The sequence below is a fragment of the Burkholderia sp. HI2500 genome (assembly GCF_002223055.1).
Lineage (GTDB): Bacteria > Pseudomonadota > Gammaproteobacteria > Burkholderiales > Burkholderiaceae > Burkholderia.
In genome coordinates, this window is record NZ_NKFL01000004.1 from 1,910,398 (window position 1) to 1,929,420 (window position 19,023).

Here is a 19,023-nt window from a genome sequence, read left to right on the forward strand (position 1 = left end):
GTCCGGTTTCGTCAAACGTCAATTCTGGGCAAAACCCGCGGCGGTTTCCATGTCCACCGCAACGATCCGCGACACGCCCTGCTCCTGCATCGTCACGCCGATCAGCTGCTGCGCCATTTCCATCGCGATCTTGTTGTGCGAGATGAACAGGAACTGCGTCTTGTCGGACATCGCGCGCACGAGATTCGCGAAACGCTCGGTGTTCGCGTCGTCGAGCGGCGCGTCGACCTCGTCGAGCAGACAGAACGGCGCCGGGTTCAGCTGGAACATCGCGAACACCAGTGCAGTCGCGGTCAGCGCCTTCTCGCCGCCCGACAGCAGGTGGATCGTCGCGTTCTTCTTGCCCGGCGGCTGCGCCATCACCTGCACGCCGGCGTCGAGGATTTCGTCGCCCGTCATGATCAGCTTCGCCTGGCCGCCGCCGAACAGGCGCGGGAACAGGTCGCTGAAGTGACGGTTAACCTCGTCGAAGGTGCCCTGCAGCAGCGTGCGGGTTTCCTGGTCGATCTTGTGGATCGCGTCCTCGAGCGTCGTGATCGCGTCGATCAGGTCGGCCGACTGCGCATCGAGGAACACCTTGCGCTCGCTCGCGGCCTTCAGCTCGTCGAGCGCGGCCATGTTCACCGGGCCGAGCGCGTTGATCGCGTTGTTCAGGCGCGTGACCTCGCCCTGCAGGTACGACGGCTTCAGATCCGGCGTGAGCTTCTCGCGCAGCGCTTCCTCGTCGACCTCGGCCGTCGTCAGTTGCTCGGCGAACTGCTCGACCGACAGGCGCGCGGCCTGCTCCTTCAACTGCAATTCGGTGATGCGGTCGCGCAACGGTTGCAGCGAGCGCTCGGCGACGAGTCGCTGCTCGTCCGACGCGCGCAGCTTCGCGGTCAGGTCATCGAGTTCGATCCGCGCGGCCTGCAGCGCCTCTTCCTTCACCGCGCGAATCTCGAGCGCGTCCTGCAGGCCCGTGTGCGCGGTCTGCTCGTTGATCGTCTCGAGCTCGGCGCGTGCGTCTTCGAGCGACGCGGCGACACGCTCGCTCTGCTCGTGTGCAACCTGGATGCTGCGCTTGAGCTCGTCGATCCGCGTCACGGCATTGCGTGCGGCGAAGCGCGCGTCGTTCGCGCCGCGCTCCAGGTCACGCGCTTCCTGACGCGCCTGCGTCAGCGATTCGTCGAGCGCTTCGAATGCGAGCTGGTTGTCCTCGAAGCGCGCCTGCAGTTCGGCCAGTTCGCCGTCGAAACGCTCGAAATTCGCTTCCGACTCCGCGCGCATCGCGCGCTGCTCTTCGATCTGCGCGCCGATTTCCTCGAGTTCCTCGCGGATCTGCGTGCTGCGCTGCGTGTAACGTTCGTGCGCCTGCGCAAGCTTCAGCACGTCCATCTGCAACGCATGCACGCGCTGCGTCGCACGCTCTGCCTGTGCGCGCACGTCGCCGAGTGCCTGCGTGGCCTGCGTGTGCGTGGCTTCCGCGCGGACAGCGGCCGTGCGCGCCTCGTCGGCGAGCAGCGCCTGTGCACGCACCTGGCGCGTCAGGTTTTCGATTTCCTGCTGGCGGGCCAGCATCCCGGCCTGCTCCGAATCGGCCGCATACAGCTGCACGCCGACGCGCGTGACGATATGGCCGGCCTTGACGACGAACGCGCCGCCTGCCGGCAGCTGCGTGCGCGTCGCAAGCGCCTGCGCGACGTCGTCGGCAACGTACACGTTGCCGAGCCAGTCGTTCAGCACCGCGCGGATGCCCGCATCGTCGATGCGCACGAGCGACAGCACCGGACGCAGGCCGGCCACGGCCGCCGGCGGTTCGCCGGCCGCGGGCGGCGCATAGAACGCGAGCTTCGCGGGCGGTGCGTCGGTCGCAAAAGCCTTCACCCAGTCGAGATTCGACACTTCGAGCGCGGCGAGGCGCTCGCGCAGCACCGCTTCGAGCGCCGCTTCCCAGCCGGCTTCGACGTGCAGCTTCTTCCACAGACGCGGCAGCGCGCCGAGCTCGTGCTTGTCGAGCCACGGCTGCACCTTGCCTTCGGTCTGAACATTTTCCTGCAGCTGCTTCAGCGCGGCGAGACGCGCCTCGAGCTGGTGGATCTGCGCGGCTTCGGCCTGCACGCGCTCCTGCGCGGCACGGCGTTCGCCATCGAGGCGCGGCACCGTTTCCTGCGCGTCGGCGAGGCGCGCCTGCGCTTCGGCCAGGATCTCTTCCTGCTCGGCGAGCTGCATGCGCAGCTCCTCGAGCTGAGCCTCGTCCGGCGCGTCGAGCCCGCCCGCTTCGCTCTTCAGGCGCTCATGGCGCTGCTGCAGCTGCTGGAGCTGCTGGTCGGCGTTGCGCTGGTGCGCGGCTTCGAGCTTCAGCGACTGTTCGGTCTGCGCGATCCGCGCGCGCTCGTCGTTGAGCTGCGCCTGCGCATCGCGGAACTTCGCTTCGAGCGCCGGCAGCGCGTCGTGCTTCGCGGCGGCGTTGTCTTCGGCGAGCGCGGCCTTCTCGTCGGCCATCGCGCGCGCTTCCTCGGCTTCCTCGAGCTCGTCCTGCGCCTTCTCGGCCTGCGCGCGCCATTGCTCGCGCTGCGCATTCAGTGCGGCGATCTGCGCCTGCACGCGGTTGCGCGATTCGACGATGAACTTGATCTCGGCTTCGAGGCGACTCACCTCGGCGTTCGCTTCGTAGAGCGAGCCCTGCGCGCCCTGCATCGCGTCGCTTGCGGAGTAATGCGCAACGCGCAGCGTCTCGAGCTGCGCCTCGACCTCGCGCAGCTTCGCCGTTTGCGCCTCGAGGTCGATCTGCGCCTGTTCGATCGCGCGCTGCTGCTTCTGCTGCTCGCCGGCGGCCTCGTTCTTGCGCAGCAGCCACAACAGGCGCTGCTTCTCCTCGCCGTCGGCGACGAGTTCCTTGTACTTGGTGGCAACGACGGCCTGCGCCTCGAGCTTCTCGAGGTTCGCGCCGAGCTCGCGGACGATGTCCTCGACGCGGGTCAGGTTCTCGCGCGTGTCGTGCAGGCGGTTCTCGGTCTCGCGGCGGCGTTCCTTGTACTTCGACACGCCCGCGGCTTCCTCGAGGAACACGCGCAGCTCTTCCGGCTTCGCCTCGATGATCCGGGCGATCATGCCCTGCCCGATGATCGCGTACGCACGCGGCCCGAGGCCGGTGCCGAGGAAGATGTCCTGGATGTCGCGGCGGCGCGCCGGCAGGTTGTTGATGTAGTAACTCGACGTGCCGTCGCGCGTCAGCACGCGCTTCACGGCGATCTCGCCGTACTGGCCCCACTGGCCGGCCGCGCGGCCGTCGGAGTTGTCGAAGATCAGTTCGACGCTGGCCCGGCTGCCGGGCTTGCGGGCGGTCGAGCCGTTGAAGATCACGTCCTGCATCGATTCGCCGCGCAGCTCGGAAGCGCGCGACTCGCCGAGCACCCAGCGCACGGCATCGATGATGTTGGACTTGCCGCACCCGTTCGGGCCCACCACGCCGACAAGCTGGCCCGGAACCTGGAAATGCGTGGGATCGACAAAGGATTTGAAGCCAGCGAGTTTGATCGAGCTCAGACGCACGGCGGTATCGGATGTGAAGAAGGTGTGAAACGGACGGAGCCGCACTGCGCGAGGCCGGACGGCCCATGCGCGCGATGCGCTCCGGAATTCAAAAGCGGGGCCGCGCGCATACAGCGTTGGGCCCCGCAAACGGCTTCCATCATACCATCGCGCGTGCGCCGTCCCGACCGTCGCCGGGTTTGTCCGGTGCCGGCGCGGCACGATGGACCCGGCTCGACAGCAGCGTCGCCAGCACGATGCACGCGCCGCCCGCCCACTCGCGCGCGCTCGGCAGCTCGTTCGCGAACACCCAGGCCGACAACGCGGTGATCACGATCTCGAACAGCATGATGATCGACGCACGGTTCGCCGGCACGCGCGCCAGCCCGTATTGCACGAGCAGGTTGTTCGACGCCATCGTCACGCCGATCGCGACGATGATCAGCGCGGCCGTGCCGAGGTGGCCGCCCGCCGGCGCAGCCGGTATCCCCTCGAACAGCGACGCGATCGCGCCGAACACCGCCGCGCCGCCGAACAGCGTCGCGGTACGCATCTCGGCGCGCATCTCCGGCAGCTCACGGCTCGCCTTGATCACGAGCACGTTGCTCATCGCGAAGCTCAACCCGGCCGCGAGACCGGCCCATTCGGCCGGGGTGGCCGGCAACGGCAGGCCGAGCGTCGGCGACCACAGCATCAGCATCGCGCCGCCGATCGACAGCGCCGCGAGCCCCGCGCCGGCCCAGGTCAGCCGCTCGCGCAGCAGGAAGTGCGCATAGATCGCGGTCCACGCGGGGGTCAGGTAGAACAGCAGCATCACGCGCAGCACCTCGCCGTGGATCGTGCCCCACACGAACCCGAGGTTCGTCACGCCGGCCGTCACCGCGATGCCGGGCAGCACCCAGTGCCAGCGCAGCGTCGCGATCGTGCGGTGGCGCGCGACGATCACGAACAGGAAGGCGACGAGGCTCGTCAGCGCGCTCGCCAGCGTGCCCGTCACGCCGAGCGACGCCAGGATCCGCAGCGGATACCAGATCAGGCCCCATACCGATGCGCCGATCAGGATGGCCAGCGTCGGCAGGCTGCCGCGTACCGCGTTATTCATTTGGTTCAATACCCTTTATTCGACCGGCCCGGCCGCCGTTCCGGCAGGCCGTGACCGCATTCCGTCACGCTATAATCGTCCGTTGCGACCCGCGCGCCATCGGCGCCCGTTCGCAGCCGCGCGGCGCGCCCGCCGCTTCTTTCGCTCCAACCGGCCGCGATGGCCGCTTCGCCCGTGAACCCTCGACTCGACTCGCTCCAGCCCTATCCCTTCGAAAAGCTGCGCGCCCTGTTCAAGGACGTGACGCCCTCCGGCGCCCTCAAACCGATCAGCTTCGGCATCGGCGAGCCCAAACATGCGACCCCGGCGCTGATCCGCGACGCCGTGGTGGCCGCGCTCGACGGTCTCGCGTCGTACCCGGCCACCGCCGGCTCGGACGCGCTGCGCACGTCGATCGCGCACTGGCTCGAGCGCCGCTACGGGCTGCCGGCCATCGATCCGGCCACGCAGGTGCTGCCCGTGTCGGGGTCGCGCGAGGCGCTGTTCTCGCTCGCGCAGACGGTGATCGACGCCCGCCCGGCCGAACAGGGCGAGAAGGCGATCGTACTCTGTCCGAATCCTTTCTATCAAATTTACGAGGGCGCGGCGCTGCTGGCCGGTGCCGAACCCTATTTCGCGAACAGCGACCCGGCCCGCAACTTCGCGTGCGACTACGCGTCCGTGCCGGACGCAGTCTGGGCGCGCACGCAACTGCTGTACGTGTGCTCGCCGGGCAACCCGACGGGCGCCGTGCTGACGCTCGACGACTGGCGCGAGCTGTTCGCGCTGTCCGACCGCCACGGTTTCGTGATCGCGTCCGACGAGTGCTATTCGGAAATCTATTTCGACGAAGCGGCGCCGCCGCTCGGCGGCCTCGAGGCCGCGCACCGCCTCGGCCGCGGCTTCGAGCGGCTCGTGATGCTGTCGAGCCTGTCGAAGCGCTCGAACGTGCCGGGCATGCGCTCGGGCTTCGTCGCCGGCGACGCTGCGCTGCTGAAGAAATTCCTGCTGTACCGCACGTACCACGGCGCGGCGCTGTCGCCGGTCTGGCAGCACGCGAGCATCGCCGCGTGGAACGACGAGGCGCACGTGCGCGAGAACCGCGCGCTGTACCTGCAGAAGTTCAATACCGTCACGCCGATGCTTGCCGACGTGATCGACGTAAAGCTGCCCGACGCGGCGTTCTACCTGTGGGCCAACGTGTCGCGCACCGGGCTGTCGGACACCGAGTTCGCCCGCCGCCTGTACGCCGACTATAATGTGACGGTTCTGCCCGGCTCGTACCTGGCGCGTGATGCGCACGGCACGAATCCGGGCCGCGATTTCATCCGGATCGCGCTCGTCGCGGGCACCCCCGAATGCGTCGAGGGCGCGCAACGCATCGTCGATTTCTGCCGCTCTCTCGCGCGGTAATCGTCCATCCGATCAATTCCATCCATCTCCTGCGAAAACGAACATGTCGCAACAACTTCAGCAAATCATCGATACTGCCTGGGACAACCGCGCCGAGCTGTCGCCGAAGGCCGCACCGGCCGACGTCCGCGAAGCCGTCGCGCACGCGATCGAGCAGCTCGACAAAGGCGCGCTGCGCGTGGCCGAGAAGGTCGACGGCAACTGGACCGTGCACCAGTGGCTGAAGAAGGCCGTGCTGCTGTCGTTCCGCCTGGAGGACAACGCGCCGATGCCCGCCGGCGGCTACTCGCAGTTCTACGACAAGGTGCCGTCGAAGTTCGCGAACTACACCGCTGAAGATTTCGCCGCGGGCGGCTTCCGCGTCGTCCCGCCGGCCATCGCGCGCCGCGGCTCGTTCATCGCGAAGAACGTCGTGCTGATGCCGTCGTACACCAACATCGGCGCGTACGTCGACGAAGGCACGATGGTCGACACGTGGGCCACGGTCGGTTCGTGCGCACAGATCGGCAAGAACGTGCACCTGTCGGGCGGCGTCGGCATCGGCGGCGTGCTCGAGCCGCTGCAGGCGAACCCGGTCATCATCGAAGACAACTGCTTCATCGGCGCGCGCTCGGAAGTCGTCGAAGGCGTGATCGTCGAGGAAAACTCGGTGATCTCGATGGGCGTGTACCTCGGCCAAAGCACGAAGATCTACGACCGCGAGACGGGCGAAGTCAGCTACGGCCGCATCCCGGCCGGCTCGGTCGTCGTCGCCGGCAACCTGCCGTCGAAGGACGGCTCGCACAGCCTGTACTGCGCGGTGATCGTCAAGAAGGTCGACGCGAAGACCCGCGCGAAGGTCGGCCTGAACGAGCTGCTGCGAGGCGACTGATGGCGAAGCCGCACACCGTGGTCGTCTACGGCATTCCGAACTGCGACACCGTGAAGAAGGCCCGCGTGTGGCTCGACGATCACGGCGTCGAATTCGAGTTTCACGACTTCAAGAAGCTCGGTGTCAGCGCACCGCTCGTCGAGGACTGGCTGAAGGACGTGTCGCTCGACGCGCTCGTCAACAAGCGCGGCACGACGTGGCGCGGCCTGGACGACGCGATGAAGGCGGCCGCCGAAACGAAGGCCGGCGCGGTCGCGCTGATGATCCACAAGCCGTCGGTCATCAAGCGCCCCGTGCTGGTGATCAACGGCCGCGTGAAATCGCTCGGCTTCGTGGCCGATCAATACGCGGCGCTGTTTGCCGCATAGGGCTGCCCGCGCTGCGCCTGTCGGCGCAGCCCGACGTCTTGTCGCTGCCGGCCACCGCGCCGGCATTTTTTATCGAAAGTGGTCCGAACCATGTCCGCCACCCTAGCCCTTACCGAACAGCTGATCGCCCGCGCGTCCGTAACGCCCGACGACCAGCATTGCCAGCAGATCATGACCGAACGCCTCGCCGCGCTCGGCTTCGAATGCGAGACCATCGCGTCGCACGGCGTGACCAACCTGTGGGCCGTCAAGCGCGGCACCGACGGCCGCGACGGCAAGCTGCTCGCGTTCGCGGGCCACACCGACGTCGTGCCGACCGGCCCGCTCGAGCAGTGGAGCTCGCCGCCGTTCATCCCCGCCCATCGCGACGGCAAGCTGTACGGCCGCGGCGCGGCCGACATGAAAACGTCGCTCGCGGCATTCGTCGTCGCGTCCGAGGAATTCGTCGCTGCCCATCCCGGCCACCGCGGCGCGATCGCGTTCCTGATCACGAGCGACGAGGAAGGCCCCGCCACCGACGGCACCGTGAAGGTCGTCGAGCTGCTCGAAGCGCGCGGCGAACGCATGGACTACTGCATCGTCGGCGAGCCGACGTCGACCACCGAGCTCGGCGATGTCGTGAAGAACGGCCGCCGCGGCTCGATGTCGGGCGAACTGGTCGTCAAGGGCGTGCAGGGCCACATCGCGTATCCGCACCTCGCGAAGAACCCGATCCACCTGCTCGCGCCGGCGCTCGCCGAGCTCGCCGCCGAGCAGTGGGACGAAGGCAACGAATACTTCCCGCCGACCACCTGGCAGGTGTCGAACCTGCATGCCGGCACCGGCGCGACCAACGTGATTCCCGGCCACGCCGACCTGCTGTTCAACTTCCGCTTCTCGACCGCCAGCACGGTCGAAGGCCTGCAGGCACGCGTGCACGCGATCCTCGACAAGCACGGCCTCGAATACACGCTGAAGTGGTCGGTGAGCGGCCTGCCGTTCCTCACGCCGCGCGGCGAGCTGTCGGGCGCGCTGGAAAACGCGATCCGCACCGAGACCGGCATCACGACCGAGCTGTCGACCACGGGCGGCACGTCGGACGGCCGTTTCATCGCGCGCATCTGCCCGCAGGTCATCGAGTTCGGCCCACCGAACGGCAGCATCCACAAGATCGACGAGCACATCGAAGTGCGCTTCGTCGACCCGCTGAAGAACGTGTACCGCCGCGTGCTCGAACAACTGATCGCCTGATGGAGCCTCGCATGACGACACCTTTTGCCACTGTTCGCGACCTGCTGCGCTACGCGGTCACGCGCTTCTCGAAGGCGAAGCTCGCGTTCGGCCACGGCTCCGACAACGCGTACGACGAAGCGGCCTACCTCGTGCTGCGCACGCTCGACCTGCCGCTCGACACGCTCGAGCCGTTCCTCGACGCGCGGCTGCTGCCCGACGAAATCGCGGCCGTGCTCGCGGTGATCGAACGGCGCGCGACCGACCGCGTACCGGCCGCGTACCTCACGCATGAAGCGTGGATGCACGGTCACCGCTTCTACGTCGACGAACGCGTGATCGTGCCGCGCTCGTTCATCGGCGAACTGCTCGACGACGGGCTGCAACCGTACGTCGCCGACCCCGAGCAGGTCGGCGCGGTGCTCGAGCTGTGCACGGGCTCCGGCTGCCTCGCGATCCTCGCGGCGAGCGCGTTCCCGAACGCCGAGATCGACGCGGTCGACCTGTCCGACAAGGCGCTCGAAGTCGCCGAGATCAACGTGCGTGACTACGGCCTCGAAGACCGCGTCACGCTGCACCACGGTGACCTCTACGCGCCGCTGCCCACGTTCCGCACCGACCCGGGCTCGCGCTACGACGTGATCCTGACGAACCCGCCGTACGTGAACGCGTCGTCGATGGCCGCGCTGCCGCCCGAGTACCGGCACGAGCCGGAGATGGCGCTCGCGGGCGGCGATGACGGCATGGACATCGTGCGACGCATCGTCGCCGAGGCCCATCGCTGGCTGCACGACGACGGCGTGCTCGTCGTCGAGATCGGCAACGAGCGCGAGCACGTCGAAGCCGCGTTCGGCGGCCTCGAGCTCACGTGGCTGCCCACCAGCGCGGGCGACGACGCCGTGTTCCTGATCCAGGCGTCGGACCTGCCCCGCAAGGCCTGAGCCTTCCCGGCTCGCCCACCGTGCGGTGCACCGTTGCGCCGCACGGTTGGGTAAGATGCGCGTAGGCGGCCGCCCGGCCGCGCGACCTCAGGAGTCCGACACGCGCCCATGACCCTCGACTGGCTACATCTCGGCACCCTGATCCTGACCATCCACGTGCTCGGGATCGTCGCGGCGTTCCACGCGATCATGAATACACGCACGTCGCAAGGCGCGATCGCGTGGGCCGTCTCGCTCGCGGCCATGCCGTACCTGACGCTCATTCCGTACCTGTTCCTCGGCCGCAGCAAGTTTTCCGGCTACGTCGACGCCCGGCGCCACGAGCTGGAAATGTTGCGCATGCACACACCGCGCTCGCCCTGGCTCACCACCGACGCGACCGACGGGCCGGCCGCCGACGCAATCGGCCAGGCCGCGGTGCTCGCGCTCACGCGGCTCGGCGGCATGCCGTTCCTCGGCGGCAATTCGGTGCGCACGCTCGTGAACGGCGACGCGACGTTCTCGGCGATCCTGGCGGCCATCGACGCCGCGCGCGACTACGTGGTGGTCCAGTTCTTCATCGTGCGCGACGATGCGCTCGGCCGGATGCTGCGCGACTCGCTGCTCGCGCGCGCGGCGGCCGGCGTGCGCTGCTGCCTGCTGTACGACAGCATCGGCAGCTTCGACCTGCCGCACAGCTACGTCGACACGCTGCGCCGGGGCGGCGTCGAGGTTCATCCGTTCGCGACCAACCGGAAGTTCGTCAACCGTTTCCAGCTCAACTTCCGCAACCACCGCAAGATCGTCGTCGTCGACGGCAATCGGGCGTTCGTCGGCGGCCACAACGTCGGCGTCGAGTATCTCGGCGCGAAGCCGCGCCTGTCGCCGTGGCGCGACACGCACATCGAGATTCGCGGCCCGGTGGTCGCGAGCATCCAGTACGTGTTCGCCGAAGACTGGCACTGGGCAACGCAGAAGCTGCCGCCGCTCGCGTTGCCGCCGCCCGCGCAGCCCGGCGACAACATGCATTGCCTCGCGGTGCCGATGGGGCCGGCCGACAAGCAGGAGACGGGCTCGCTGTTCTTCGTCGAGGCGATCAACGCCGCGCGCGAACGGGTCTGGATCACCACGCCGTACCTCGTCCCCGACGAAGCCGTGATTTCCGCACTGAAGCTCGCCGTGATGCGCGGCGTCGACGTGCGCATCCTGATCCCGAGCCGGCGCGACCACTATGTGGTATTCGAAGCGTCAAAGCTGTACGCGCGCGACCTGGTCGATGCGGGCGTCAAGGTGTTCCGCTACCGGCCCGGCTTCCTGCACCAGAAGGTCGTGCTGATCGACCGCATCGCGGCGGCGATCGGCAGCGCGAATCTCGACAACCGCTCGTTCCGCCTCAATTTCGAGATCATGGTGCTGACCGTCGACCGCACATTCGCCGACGAAGTCGAGACGATGCTCGATGCCGATTTCGCGCAGGCGTACGAGGTCGATGCGAGCGAATACCGCCAATCGCCCGCCTGGCGACGCATCGCGATGCACGTCGCGCGGCTGTTCGCACCGATCCTCTAACGGCCTAGACGACGGCGGCGGCGCCCGTGCGATCCGCACCGGCGCCGCGAACGCCGCCGGCAGCCGTCACAGCAGCTTGTCGATATCCGCGGCGATTTCGTCCGGCTTGGTCGACGGCGCGTAGCGCTTGACGATGCGCCCTTCACGATCGACCAGGAACTTCGTGAAATTCCACTTGATCGCCTTGAGGCCGAGAATGCCGGGCGCCTCGTCGGTCAGGTAGCGGTACAGCGGATGCGCATGGTCGCCCTTCACGTCGATCTTCGCGAACATCGGGAACGTGACGCCGTAATTGCGCTCGCAGAACGCACCGATCTGCGTGGCGTCGCCGGGCTCCTGCTTGCCGAACTGGTTGCACGGGAAGCCGAGCACATAGAAGCCGCGCGCCGCGTACTGGTCGTACAGCTTCTGCAGGCCCGCGTACTGCGGCGTGAAACCGCACTCGCTCGCGGTGTTGACGATCAGCAGCACCTTGCCGCGATATGCGTCGAGCGAGGCCGGCGCGCCGGCAAGCGTCTCTGCGCTGAACGAATACAGGGTGGACATCGGGCACTCCTTTTACGAAACCGGATCGACGTGGAGTCTAGGCGAAATTGCCCCGTTGCGGCATCCGCCGAACGGCCAATGCCCGGCGCGAGCGGCGCGCAGTCTAGAATAGCGGTTTTGGCCAGTCATTTCCGCCGTGATCCGTTTCAATCAGTTCAGCCTTGCGCGCGGCACCAAGCCGCTGTTCGAGTCGACCTCCTTCGTGCTCAATCCCGGCGAGAAAGCCGGCCTGATCGGCGCGAACGGCGCCGGCAAGTCGACCCTGTTCTCGGTCCTGCGCGGCGAGCTGCACTCGGACGGCGGCGATTTCTCGATGCCGCCGTCGTGGCGGATCGCCCATGTGTCGCAGGAAACGCCCGCGGTCGACCGCTCGGCGCTCGACTACACGCTCGACGGCGACGCCGCGCTGCGCGAGATCGAGGCCCGTATCGCCGCCGCCTCCGCCGCGCATGACGGCGCCGCCGAAGCCGACGCGCACGCGGCGTTCGCCGACGCCGACGGCTACACCGCGCCTGCCCGCGCCGAGGCGCTGCTGCTCGGCCTCGGCTTCACGCTCGCGCAGACGCGCGAATCCGTCGCCAGCTTCTCCGGCGGCTGGCGCATGCGCCTGAACCTCGCGCAGGCGCTGATGTGCCGTTCCGACCTGCTGCTGCTCGACGAACCGACGAACCACCTCGACCTCGACGCGATCGTCTGGCTCGAAGACTGGCTGCACCGCTACCCCGGCACGCTCGTCGTGATCTCGCACGACCGCGAATTCCTCGATTCGATCTGCAACGTTACGCTGCATCTGGAAAACCGCCAGGTGAAGCGCTACGGCGGCAACTACTCGCAGTTCGAAGTGCTGCGCGCGCAGCAACTGGCGCTGCAGCAAAGCGCCTACGAAAAGCAGCAGAAGACGATCGAGCACCTGCAGAGCTTCGTCGACCGCTTCAAGGCCAAGGCGACCAAGGCCAAGCAGGCGCAGAGCCGGATGAAGGCGCTCGAGAAGATGGAGCTGATCGCGCCCGCGCACATCGCGTCGCCGTTCACGTTCGAATTCCGCACGCCCGATGCCGCGCCGAACCCGATGATGGTGATGGAAGACGTCCGCTGCGGCTACCACGCCGACGGCGGAGCGGAAATCCCGATCGTCGAGCGTGTCGCGCTGTCGATCCAGAACGGCCAGCGCATCGGCCTGCTCGGCGCGAACGGCCAGGGCAAGTCGACGCTGATCAAGACGCTGGCCGGCACGCTCGCGCCGCTGTCGGGGCACGTCCGCGACGGCAAGGGGCTGACGATCGGCTATTTCGCGCAGCACCAGCTCGAAACGCTGCGCGAAGATGATTCCCCGCTCGCGCATCTGGCGCGGCTCGCGCCCGACACGCGCGAGCAGGAACTGCGCGACTTCCTCGGCGGCTTCAACTTCTCGGGCGACATGGCGACCACCCCGGTCGGGCCGTTTTCGGGCGGCGAAAAGGCACGCCTCGCGCTCGCGCTGATCATCTGGCAGAAGCCGAACCTGCTGCTGCTCGACGAACCGACCAACCACCTCGACCTCGAAACGCGCCATGCGCTGACGATGGCGCTCGCGCAGTTCGAAGGCACGCTGATCCTCGTCTCGCACGACCGTCACCTGCTGCGCGCGACGACCGACCAGTTCATGCTGGTCGCGAAGCACCGGCTGCAGCCGTTCGACGGCGACCTCGACGACTACCGCGACTGGCTGCTGCAGCACGCGGCCGAGCAGCGCGCGGCCGCGAAGGCCGATAGCGCGGCGTCTTCGGGCGCGGGTACGGGTGCCGCAGCCAACCGCAAGGACCAGAAGCGTCAAGCAGCCGAGGAGCGGCAGCGCCTGTCGGTGCTGAAGAAGCCGCTGCAGACGCGCATCACGAAGCTCGAAAAGGAAATGGAGACGCTGCACGCGGAGAAGGCCCGCCTCGACGCATTCGTCGCCGATCCGGCGAGCTACGAGGCTGAGCGCAAGACGGAACTGACCGAGGCGATCCGCAAGCTCGGGGACGTCAACACGCGTCTCGAAACGGTCGAGGCCGACTGGCTCGCCGCGCAGGAAGAGCTCGAGCAGATCGGCTGACCGCCGTCGCGGCGCGCAGCCGACCGATGCGCCCACCAGCCCGGCGTGCCGGCTGGCGCCGCGCCCCCTCGGCATCGCAGCACCTCGACAGACCATCGGGCCGTGGGCGGCCCCAGATGTGACAAGGCCGGGCGCGCCGGCCCGGCCTGTTCATTCATTACCGCAATCACCCAATTCGCCGAGTTGCCGGCTCAACGCCGCGGCAACGTGTCGCGCGGCATCTGCTCGTCGTCGCCCATCAGGTGCCGCCGCCCTTCGGTCGGCCGCCGGATCGCCGCGGCGACTTCCGCTTCCGTCACGTCCTCGGACACGACCTTGCGCGCCAGGCGCCCCTCGTCGTCGATCCATTCGACGATCCGGCATCCGCCGCCCCAGGGCTGGCGAATCGGCTCCGACACGCGGCAGCCACGCAGGTTGTAAAGGCGTCCGCTCGGCGCTTCCCCATACGATTTCAACATAGGATCCCTTCGCATTGCGCGGTTCGACAATCCGGCAAAGGATAGGGAAAAGCGATGTCCGGCGGGTTACATAACCCTACATCTTCTTTACAGCGAATTACGCGACAGATCGCCCGCTCAGATGACACGGGCGCCTGCCGCGCCGGTCACTCGAGATCGCGCACGCGGTCGATCGCCTGCTCGAGCCGATCGACGGCCATCACGTTCAGCCCTTCGATCGGCTGCTTCGGCGCATTCGCCTTCGGAATCAGCGCGGACGTGAAACCGAGCTTCGCCGCCTCGCGCAGCCGTTCCTGCCCGCGCGGGGACGGCCGGATCTCGCCCGCCAGCCCGACTTCACCGAACACGATCAGCCCCTTCGGCAGCGCCTTGTTGCGCATCGACGAATGGATCGCCAGCAGCACCGCGAGGTCGGCGGCCGGCTCGGTGATCTTCACGCCGCCCACCGCGTTGAGGAACACGTCCTGGTCGAAGGCCGCGATGCCGGCGTGCCGGTGCAGCACCGCGAGCAGCATCGCGAGCCGGTTCTGCTCGAGGCCGACCGCGAGCCGGCGCGGGTTCGGCACGTGCGCCGTATCGACGAGCGCCTGGATTTCGACGAGCAGCGGGCGCGTGCCTTCCTGCGTGACGAGCACGCACGAGCCGGGCACGACCTGCTCGTGCTGCGACAGGAACAGCGCGGACGGATTCGCGACGCCGCGCAGCCCACGCTCGGTCATCGCGAACACGCCGAGCTCGTTGACCGCGCCGAAGCGGTTCTTGAACGCGCGCACGAGCCGGAACGACGAATGCGTATCGCCTTCGAAGTACAGCACCGTGTCGACGATGTGCTCGAGCACGCGCGGGCCGGCCAGGTTGCCCTCCTTCGTCACGTGCCCGACCATGATGATCGCGGTGCCCGACTGCTTCGCGATACGCGTGAGCTGCGCCGCGCACTCGCGCACCTGTGCAACCGAGCCCGGCGCCGACGTGAGCGCTTCCGAATAGACGGTCTGGATCGAGTCGATCACGGCCACATCCGGCCGTTCCGCGTCGATCGCGGCCTGGATCTTCTCGAGCTGGATCTCGGCGAGCAGCTTCAGCTCATCCGCCGCCGCACCGCCGTCGAGCAGCGCAAGCCGTTGTGCGCGCAACGCGATCTGCGCGGCCGATTCCTCGCCGCTGATATAGAGCGCGCGCCGCTCGCTCGCGATGTCCGCAAGCGACTGCAGCAGCAGCGTCGACTTGCCGATGCCCGGATCGCCGCCGATCAGCACGACACCGCCCGGGACCAGCCCGCCGCCGAGCACGCGGTCGAATTCGCCGATGCCGGTCGAGAAGCGCGGCACGTCGGCCGCTTCGATGTCGACGAGACGCTGGACGGGCGCCCGCTTCGCGAGCGACTGGAAACGATGGGCAGCGGGCGATTCGGCGACCGACTCAACCAGCGTGTTCCAGGCCTGGCACGACGGGCATTGGCCCTGCCACTTCGGGGTCTGTCCGCCGCATTCGCTGCAGACGTATACGGTTTTCTGTTTGGCCACGCGCAACGCCCTTATTCCGCGCGCACGGGCACGCGGCCGGCGACCGCGCACATCAGCTCGTAGCCGATCGTGCCGCAATGGCGGGCGACGTCGTCGATCGGCAGCGCGTTGCCCCACAGCTCGACGCGCGCGCCGACGCCGGCCTGCGGGCACGGGGTCAGGTCGACGGTGATCATGTCCATCGATACGCGACCGACGATCCGCGTGCGGATGCCGTCGACGATCACCGGCGTGCCTTCGGGCGCGACCCGCGGATAGCCGTCCGCGTAACCGCACGCGACCACGCCGATCCGCATCGGCGCCTGCGCGGAGAACGTCGAGCCATAGCCGATGGCCTGGCCCTTCCCGATCGTCTGCACCGCGATCAGCTCGGATGCGAGCGTCATCGCGGGCTTCAGCCCGGTATCGGCGATGTCGGACGACAGCCCGGACGGCGACGCGCCGTACAGTACGATCCCCGGGCGCACCCAGTCGAAGTGGGTATCCGGATGCCACAGCACGGCCGCGGAATTCGCGAGGCTGCGCGCGCCGGCGATGCTTTCCGCGCCGCGCTCGAACGTCGCGAGCTGCTCGGCGACGCCGCGCTCGTTGTCCGCATCCGAAAAATGGGTCATCAACGTGATCTGGCCGATCCCGGGGCACGCGCGGGCGCGCTCCCATGCGGCACGGTATTTTTCCGGCTGGTAGCCGAGCCGGTTCATCCCGCTGTTCATCTTGAGCTGCACGTTGACGGGCTTCGACAGCCGCGCCGTTTCCAGCATCCGCATCTGCTCGTCGTTGTGGACGGTCGTCGTCAGGCTGTAGCGGTCGATCACGTCGATGTCGGTCGAGCGGAAGAACCCTTCGAGCAGCAGGATCGGGCCGGCCCAGCCGAGTTCGCGCAGCTTGACGGCCTCGTCGAGGTCGAGCAGGCCGAAGCCGTCGGTGCCGCGCAGGCCGGGAAACACACGCGCGAGCCCGTGACCGTACGCGTTGGCCTTGACGACCGCCCAGACCTTGGACGGGCCGGCAAAGCGGCGGACGACGGAGAGATTGTTCGCGAGAGCGGCGGTATGGATGGTGGCGGAGATCGGGCGCGGCATGGGAAATTTACGTAAAGACGCTTGCGAATCATCAGCTTACCGCGCCTTTTGAGCACTGAAGCCGACAATTTGCGGAACGATCGGGGAATCTTGCTAGTCCGAATTGGCGTATTTTCATGTTATAAAGCCGTGCGCACAACCCATTTCGAACGGAATAAGCCGATCGCATACCAGGCGGCCTACGCGGCCCTGCCGCAGCGACGAAAGCATCGCATCAGATGAAAAAAGGTTTTTACACCATCATGGCCGCGCAGTTTTTCTCGTCGCTGGCCGACAATGCGCTCCTCATCGCCGCCATCGCCCTGCTGAAAGACCTCCACGCCCCCAACTGGATGACACCGCTGTTGAAGCTGTTCTTCGTGTTGTCCTATGTGGTGCTGGCGGCCTATGTCGGCGCCTTCGCGGATTCGCGCCCGAAGGGCCGCGTGATGTTCATCACCAACTCGATCAAGGTCGTCGGCTGCATGATCATGCTGTTCGGCGCCCACCCGTTGATTGCGTACGGGATCGTCGGCTTCGGCGCCGCGGCCTACTCGCCCGCGAAATACGGCATCCTCACCGAGCTGCTGCCGGCCGACCGGCTCGTCGCCGCGAACGGCTGGATCGAAGGCACGACCGTCAGCTCGATCATCCTCGGCACCGTGCTGGGCGGCGCGCTGATCAGCCCGCACATCGCGTCGCACGTGATCGCGCACACGCCCGCCTGGATCGGCACGCCCGCCGAAGCGGCGATGGCGATCATCATGGCGATCTACGTGATCGCCGCGCTGTTCAACCTGCGCATCCCCGATACGGGCGCCCGCTACCCGAAGCAGGAACGCGGCCCGGTCAAGCTCCTCACGGATTTCGCCGACTGCTTCATGGTGCTGTGGCGCGACAAGCTCGGCCAGATCTCGCTGGCGGTCACGACGCTGTTCTGGGGCGCCGGCGCGACGCTGCAGTTCATCGTGCTGAAGTGGGCTGAAGTGTCGCTCGGCATGTCGCTGTCGGAAGGCGCGATCCTGCAGGCCGTGGTCGCCGTGGGCGTCGCGGCCGGCGCAATCGCCGCCGCCGCCCGAATCCCGTTGAAGAAGTCGCTGACCGTGCTGCCCGTCGGCATCATCATGGGCATCGCGGTGATGCTGATGGCGTTCTACACGCGCGACCTGTTCCCGTCGCACTGGGCCGTGCACATCGGCCACCTGCGCATGCCCGTGTACCTGATCATCGCGTACATCTTCCTGATGTGCGTCGGCGCATTGTCCGGCTACTTCGTCGTTCCGATGAACGCGCTGCTGCAGCACCGCGGCCACGTGCTGCTGTCGGCCGGCCACTCGATCGCGGTGCAGAACTTCAACGAGAACCTGTCGGTGCTCGTGATGCTGTGCCTGTATGCGGTGCTGGTGTGGCTCGACGTACCGGTCGGCGTCGTGATCGTGCTGTTCGGCACGTTCGTCTGCCTGACGATGTGGCTCGTGATGCGCCGCCACCAGGCGAACCAGCGCCAGTTCGACTCGGTCGCGCTGATCGGCGAATCGCGGCACTGACGCTACACTTCCCGTTTCCGTCCGCCGGCGCCGGTCCTCGAACCGGCGCGTTGCCCTCATGACGCACCCGATACCCAACATCCTGACGATCGCCGGCTCCGATTCGGGCGGCGGCGCAGGCATCCAGGCCGACCTGAAGACCTTTTCCGCGCTCGGCGCGTATGGCGCGAGCGTGATCACCGCGCTGACCGCGCAGAACACCCGCGGCGTGACGGGCGTGCACGCGCCGGACGCGGCGTTCGTGACCGCGCAACTCGACGCGGTGTTCGGCGATATCCGTATCGATGCGGTCAAGATCGGGATGCTCGCGAACGCGGCGATCGTGCACGCGGTCGCCGACGCGCTGCGGCGCTACGCGCCGCGCTTCGTCGTGCTCGACACGGTGATGATCTCGAAGAGCTCGCACGCGCTCCTCGCACCCGATGCCGTCGACGCGTTGCGCGATGCGCTGCTGCCGCTCGCGACGGTCGTGACGCCGAACCTGCCCGAAGCGGCCGCGCTGCTGAACGATGTGCCCGCAACCACCGAAGACGACATGGTCCGGCAAGGTCAGGCACTGTTACAGACGGGTGCGCGCGCCGTGCTGATGAAAGGCGGCCACCTGCCGGACGCGTCCGCGAGCCCCGACTGGCTCGTGGAAGCGACCCGCACCGTGCGGCTCGACGGCGCACGCGTACCGGTGAGCAACACGCACGGTACCGGCTGCACGCTGTCGTCGGCGATCGCCGCGCTGCTGCCGCAGCAGCCCGACCTCGAAAGCGCGGTGCGCGAAGCCAAGACCTACCTGACCGGCGCGATCGCCGCGAGCGGCCACCTCGACGTCGGCCACGGCGTCGGCCCCGTCCATCACTTCCATCGCTGGTGGTGATCGCC

General features: G+C 67.8%; 15 protein-coding genes. 9 read left to right on the top strand and 6 right to left on the bottom strand.

Annotation, left to right across the window (positions count from 1 at the left end; translation table 11 throughout):
- Positions 1-18: 18 nt before the first annotated feature.
- On the bottom strand, positions 19-3,531 hold the full coding sequence (gene smc, locus CFB45_RS11605; protein ID WP_089425945.1) for a chromosome segregation protein SMC: 3,513 nt from the start codon (positions 3,529-3,531) through the stop codon (positions 19-21).
- 139 nt (positions 3,532-3,670) lie between these two features.
- Positions 3,671-4,612, bottom strand: coding sequence for a DMT family transporter (locus CFB45_RS11610; protein ID WP_089425694.1), 942 nt, complete (start codon positions 4,610-4,612; stop codon positions 3,671-3,673).
- 159 nt (positions 4,613-4,771) lie between these two features.
- Here CFB45_RS11610 and dapC point away from each other — a divergent pair, with 159 nt between their 5' ends.
- The 6 genes from dapC to cls all read left to right on the top strand — a co-directional run bounded on the left by dapC (position 4,772) and on the right by cls (position 10,941).
- On the top strand, positions 4,772-6,004 hold the full coding sequence (dapC, locus tag CFB45_RS11615; RefSeq protein ID WP_089425695.1) for a succinyldiaminopimelate transaminase: 1,233 nt from the start codon (positions 4,772-4,774) through the stop codon (positions 6,002-6,004).
- Between the two features lie 43 nt (positions 6,005-6,047).
- Complete coding sequence (dapD, locus tag CFB45_RS11620; RefSeq protein WP_089425696.1) at positions 6,048-6,875, top strand: 2,3,4,5-tetrahydropyridine-2,6-dicarboxylate N-succinyltransferase; 828 nt, start codon at positions 6,048-6,050, stop codon at positions 6,873-6,875.
- Entirely contained in the window at positions 6,875-7,243 is a 369-nt protein-coding gene (locus CFB45_RS11625) for an ArsC family reductase (RefSeq protein WP_039342680.1), read from the top strand. Before dapD ends, CFB45_RS11625 begins: the two co-directional genes overlap by 1 nt.
- A 90-nt stretch (positions 7,244-7,333) precedes the next feature.
- The gene (gene dapE / locus CFB45_RS11630) at positions 7,334-8,473 is read left to right on the top strand and encodes a succinyl-diaminopimelate desuccinylase (RefSeq protein ID WP_047850710.1); all 1,140 of its coding nucleotides are present in this window, start codon (positions 7,334-7,336) and stop codon (positions 8,471-8,473) included.
- 11 nt (positions 8,474-8,484) lie between these two features.
- Positions 8,485-9,393 carry a 50S ribosomal protein L3 N(5)-glutamine methyltransferase gene (prmB, locus tag CFB45_RS11635; RefSeq protein ID WP_089425697.1) on the top strand — a complete coding sequence of 303 codons (909 nt, stop codon included), beginning with the start codon at positions 8,485-8,487 and terminating at the stop codon, positions 9,391-9,393.
- 108 nt (positions 9,394-9,501) lie between these two features.
- On the top strand, positions 9,502-10,941 hold the full coding sequence (gene cls / locus CFB45_RS11640; protein ID WP_089425698.1) for a cardiolipin synthase: 1,440 nt from the start codon (positions 9,502-9,504) through the stop codon (positions 10,939-10,941).
- A 66-nt stretch (positions 10,942-11,007) separates the two neighbouring features.
- On the opposite strand, the gene CFB45_RS11645 is transcribed toward cls, so the two are convergent.
- Positions 11,008-11,487 (bottom strand): glutathione peroxidase, encoded by a 480-nt coding sequence (locus CFB45_RS11645; RefSeq protein WP_089425699.1) that lies wholly within the window; start codon positions 11,485-11,487, stop codon positions 11,008-11,010.
- Positions 11,488-11,623: 136 nt separating this feature from the next.
- Between CFB45_RS11645 and CFB45_RS11650 the strand changes: the two genes are divergently transcribed.
- Positions 11,624-13,561 (top strand): ATP-binding cassette domain-containing protein, encoded by a 1,938-nt coding sequence (locus CFB45_RS11650; protein WP_089425700.1) that lies wholly within the window; start codon positions 11,624-11,626, stop codon positions 13,559-13,561.
- Positions 13,562-13,752: 191 nt separating this feature from the next.
- Here CFB45_RS11650 and CFB45_RS11655 read toward each other — a convergent pair whose 3' ends face one another.
- The 3 genes from CFB45_RS11655 to alr all read right to left on the bottom strand — a co-directional run bounded on the left by CFB45_RS11655 (position 13,753) and on the right by alr (position 16,624).
- The gene (locus CFB45_RS11655; protein WP_039342663.1) at positions 13,753-14,019 is read right to left on the bottom strand and encodes a DUF2866 domain-containing protein; all 267 of its coding nucleotides are present in this window, start codon (positions 14,017-14,019) and stop codon (positions 13,753-13,755) included.
- A gap of 146 nt (positions 14,020-14,165) precedes the next feature.
- Positions 14,166-15,542, bottom strand: a complete 1,377-nt coding sequence (gene radA, locus CFB45_RS11660; RefSeq protein WP_089425946.1) for a DNA repair protein RadA — start codon at positions 15,540-15,542, stop codon at positions 14,166-14,168.
- A gap of 11 nt (positions 15,543-15,553) precedes the next feature.
- Positions 15,554-16,624 (bottom strand): alanine racemase, encoded by a 1,071-nt coding sequence (gene alr / locus CFB45_RS11665; RefSeq protein WP_069248292.1) that lies wholly within the window; start codon positions 16,622-16,624, stop codon positions 15,554-15,556.
- Positions 16,625-16,842: 218 nt separating this feature from the next.
- On the opposite strand from alr, the gene lplT reads away from it, so the two are divergent.
- Both lplT and thiD read left to right on the top strand, forming a co-directional pair.
- The gene (lplT, locus tag CFB45_RS11670; RefSeq protein ID WP_089425701.1) at positions 16,843-18,150 is read left to right on the top strand and encodes a lysophospholipid transporter LplT; all 1,308 of its coding nucleotides are present in this window, start codon (positions 16,843-16,845) and stop codon (positions 18,148-18,150) included.
- Between the two features lie 58 nt (positions 18,151-18,208).
- Positions 18,209-19,018, top strand: coding sequence for a bifunctional hydroxymethylpyrimidine kinase/phosphomethylpyrimidine kinase (thiD, locus tag CFB45_RS11675; protein WP_089425702.1), 810 nt, complete (start codon positions 18,209-18,211; stop codon positions 19,016-19,018).
- The last annotated feature ends 5 nt before the right edge of the window (positions 19,019-19,023 follow it).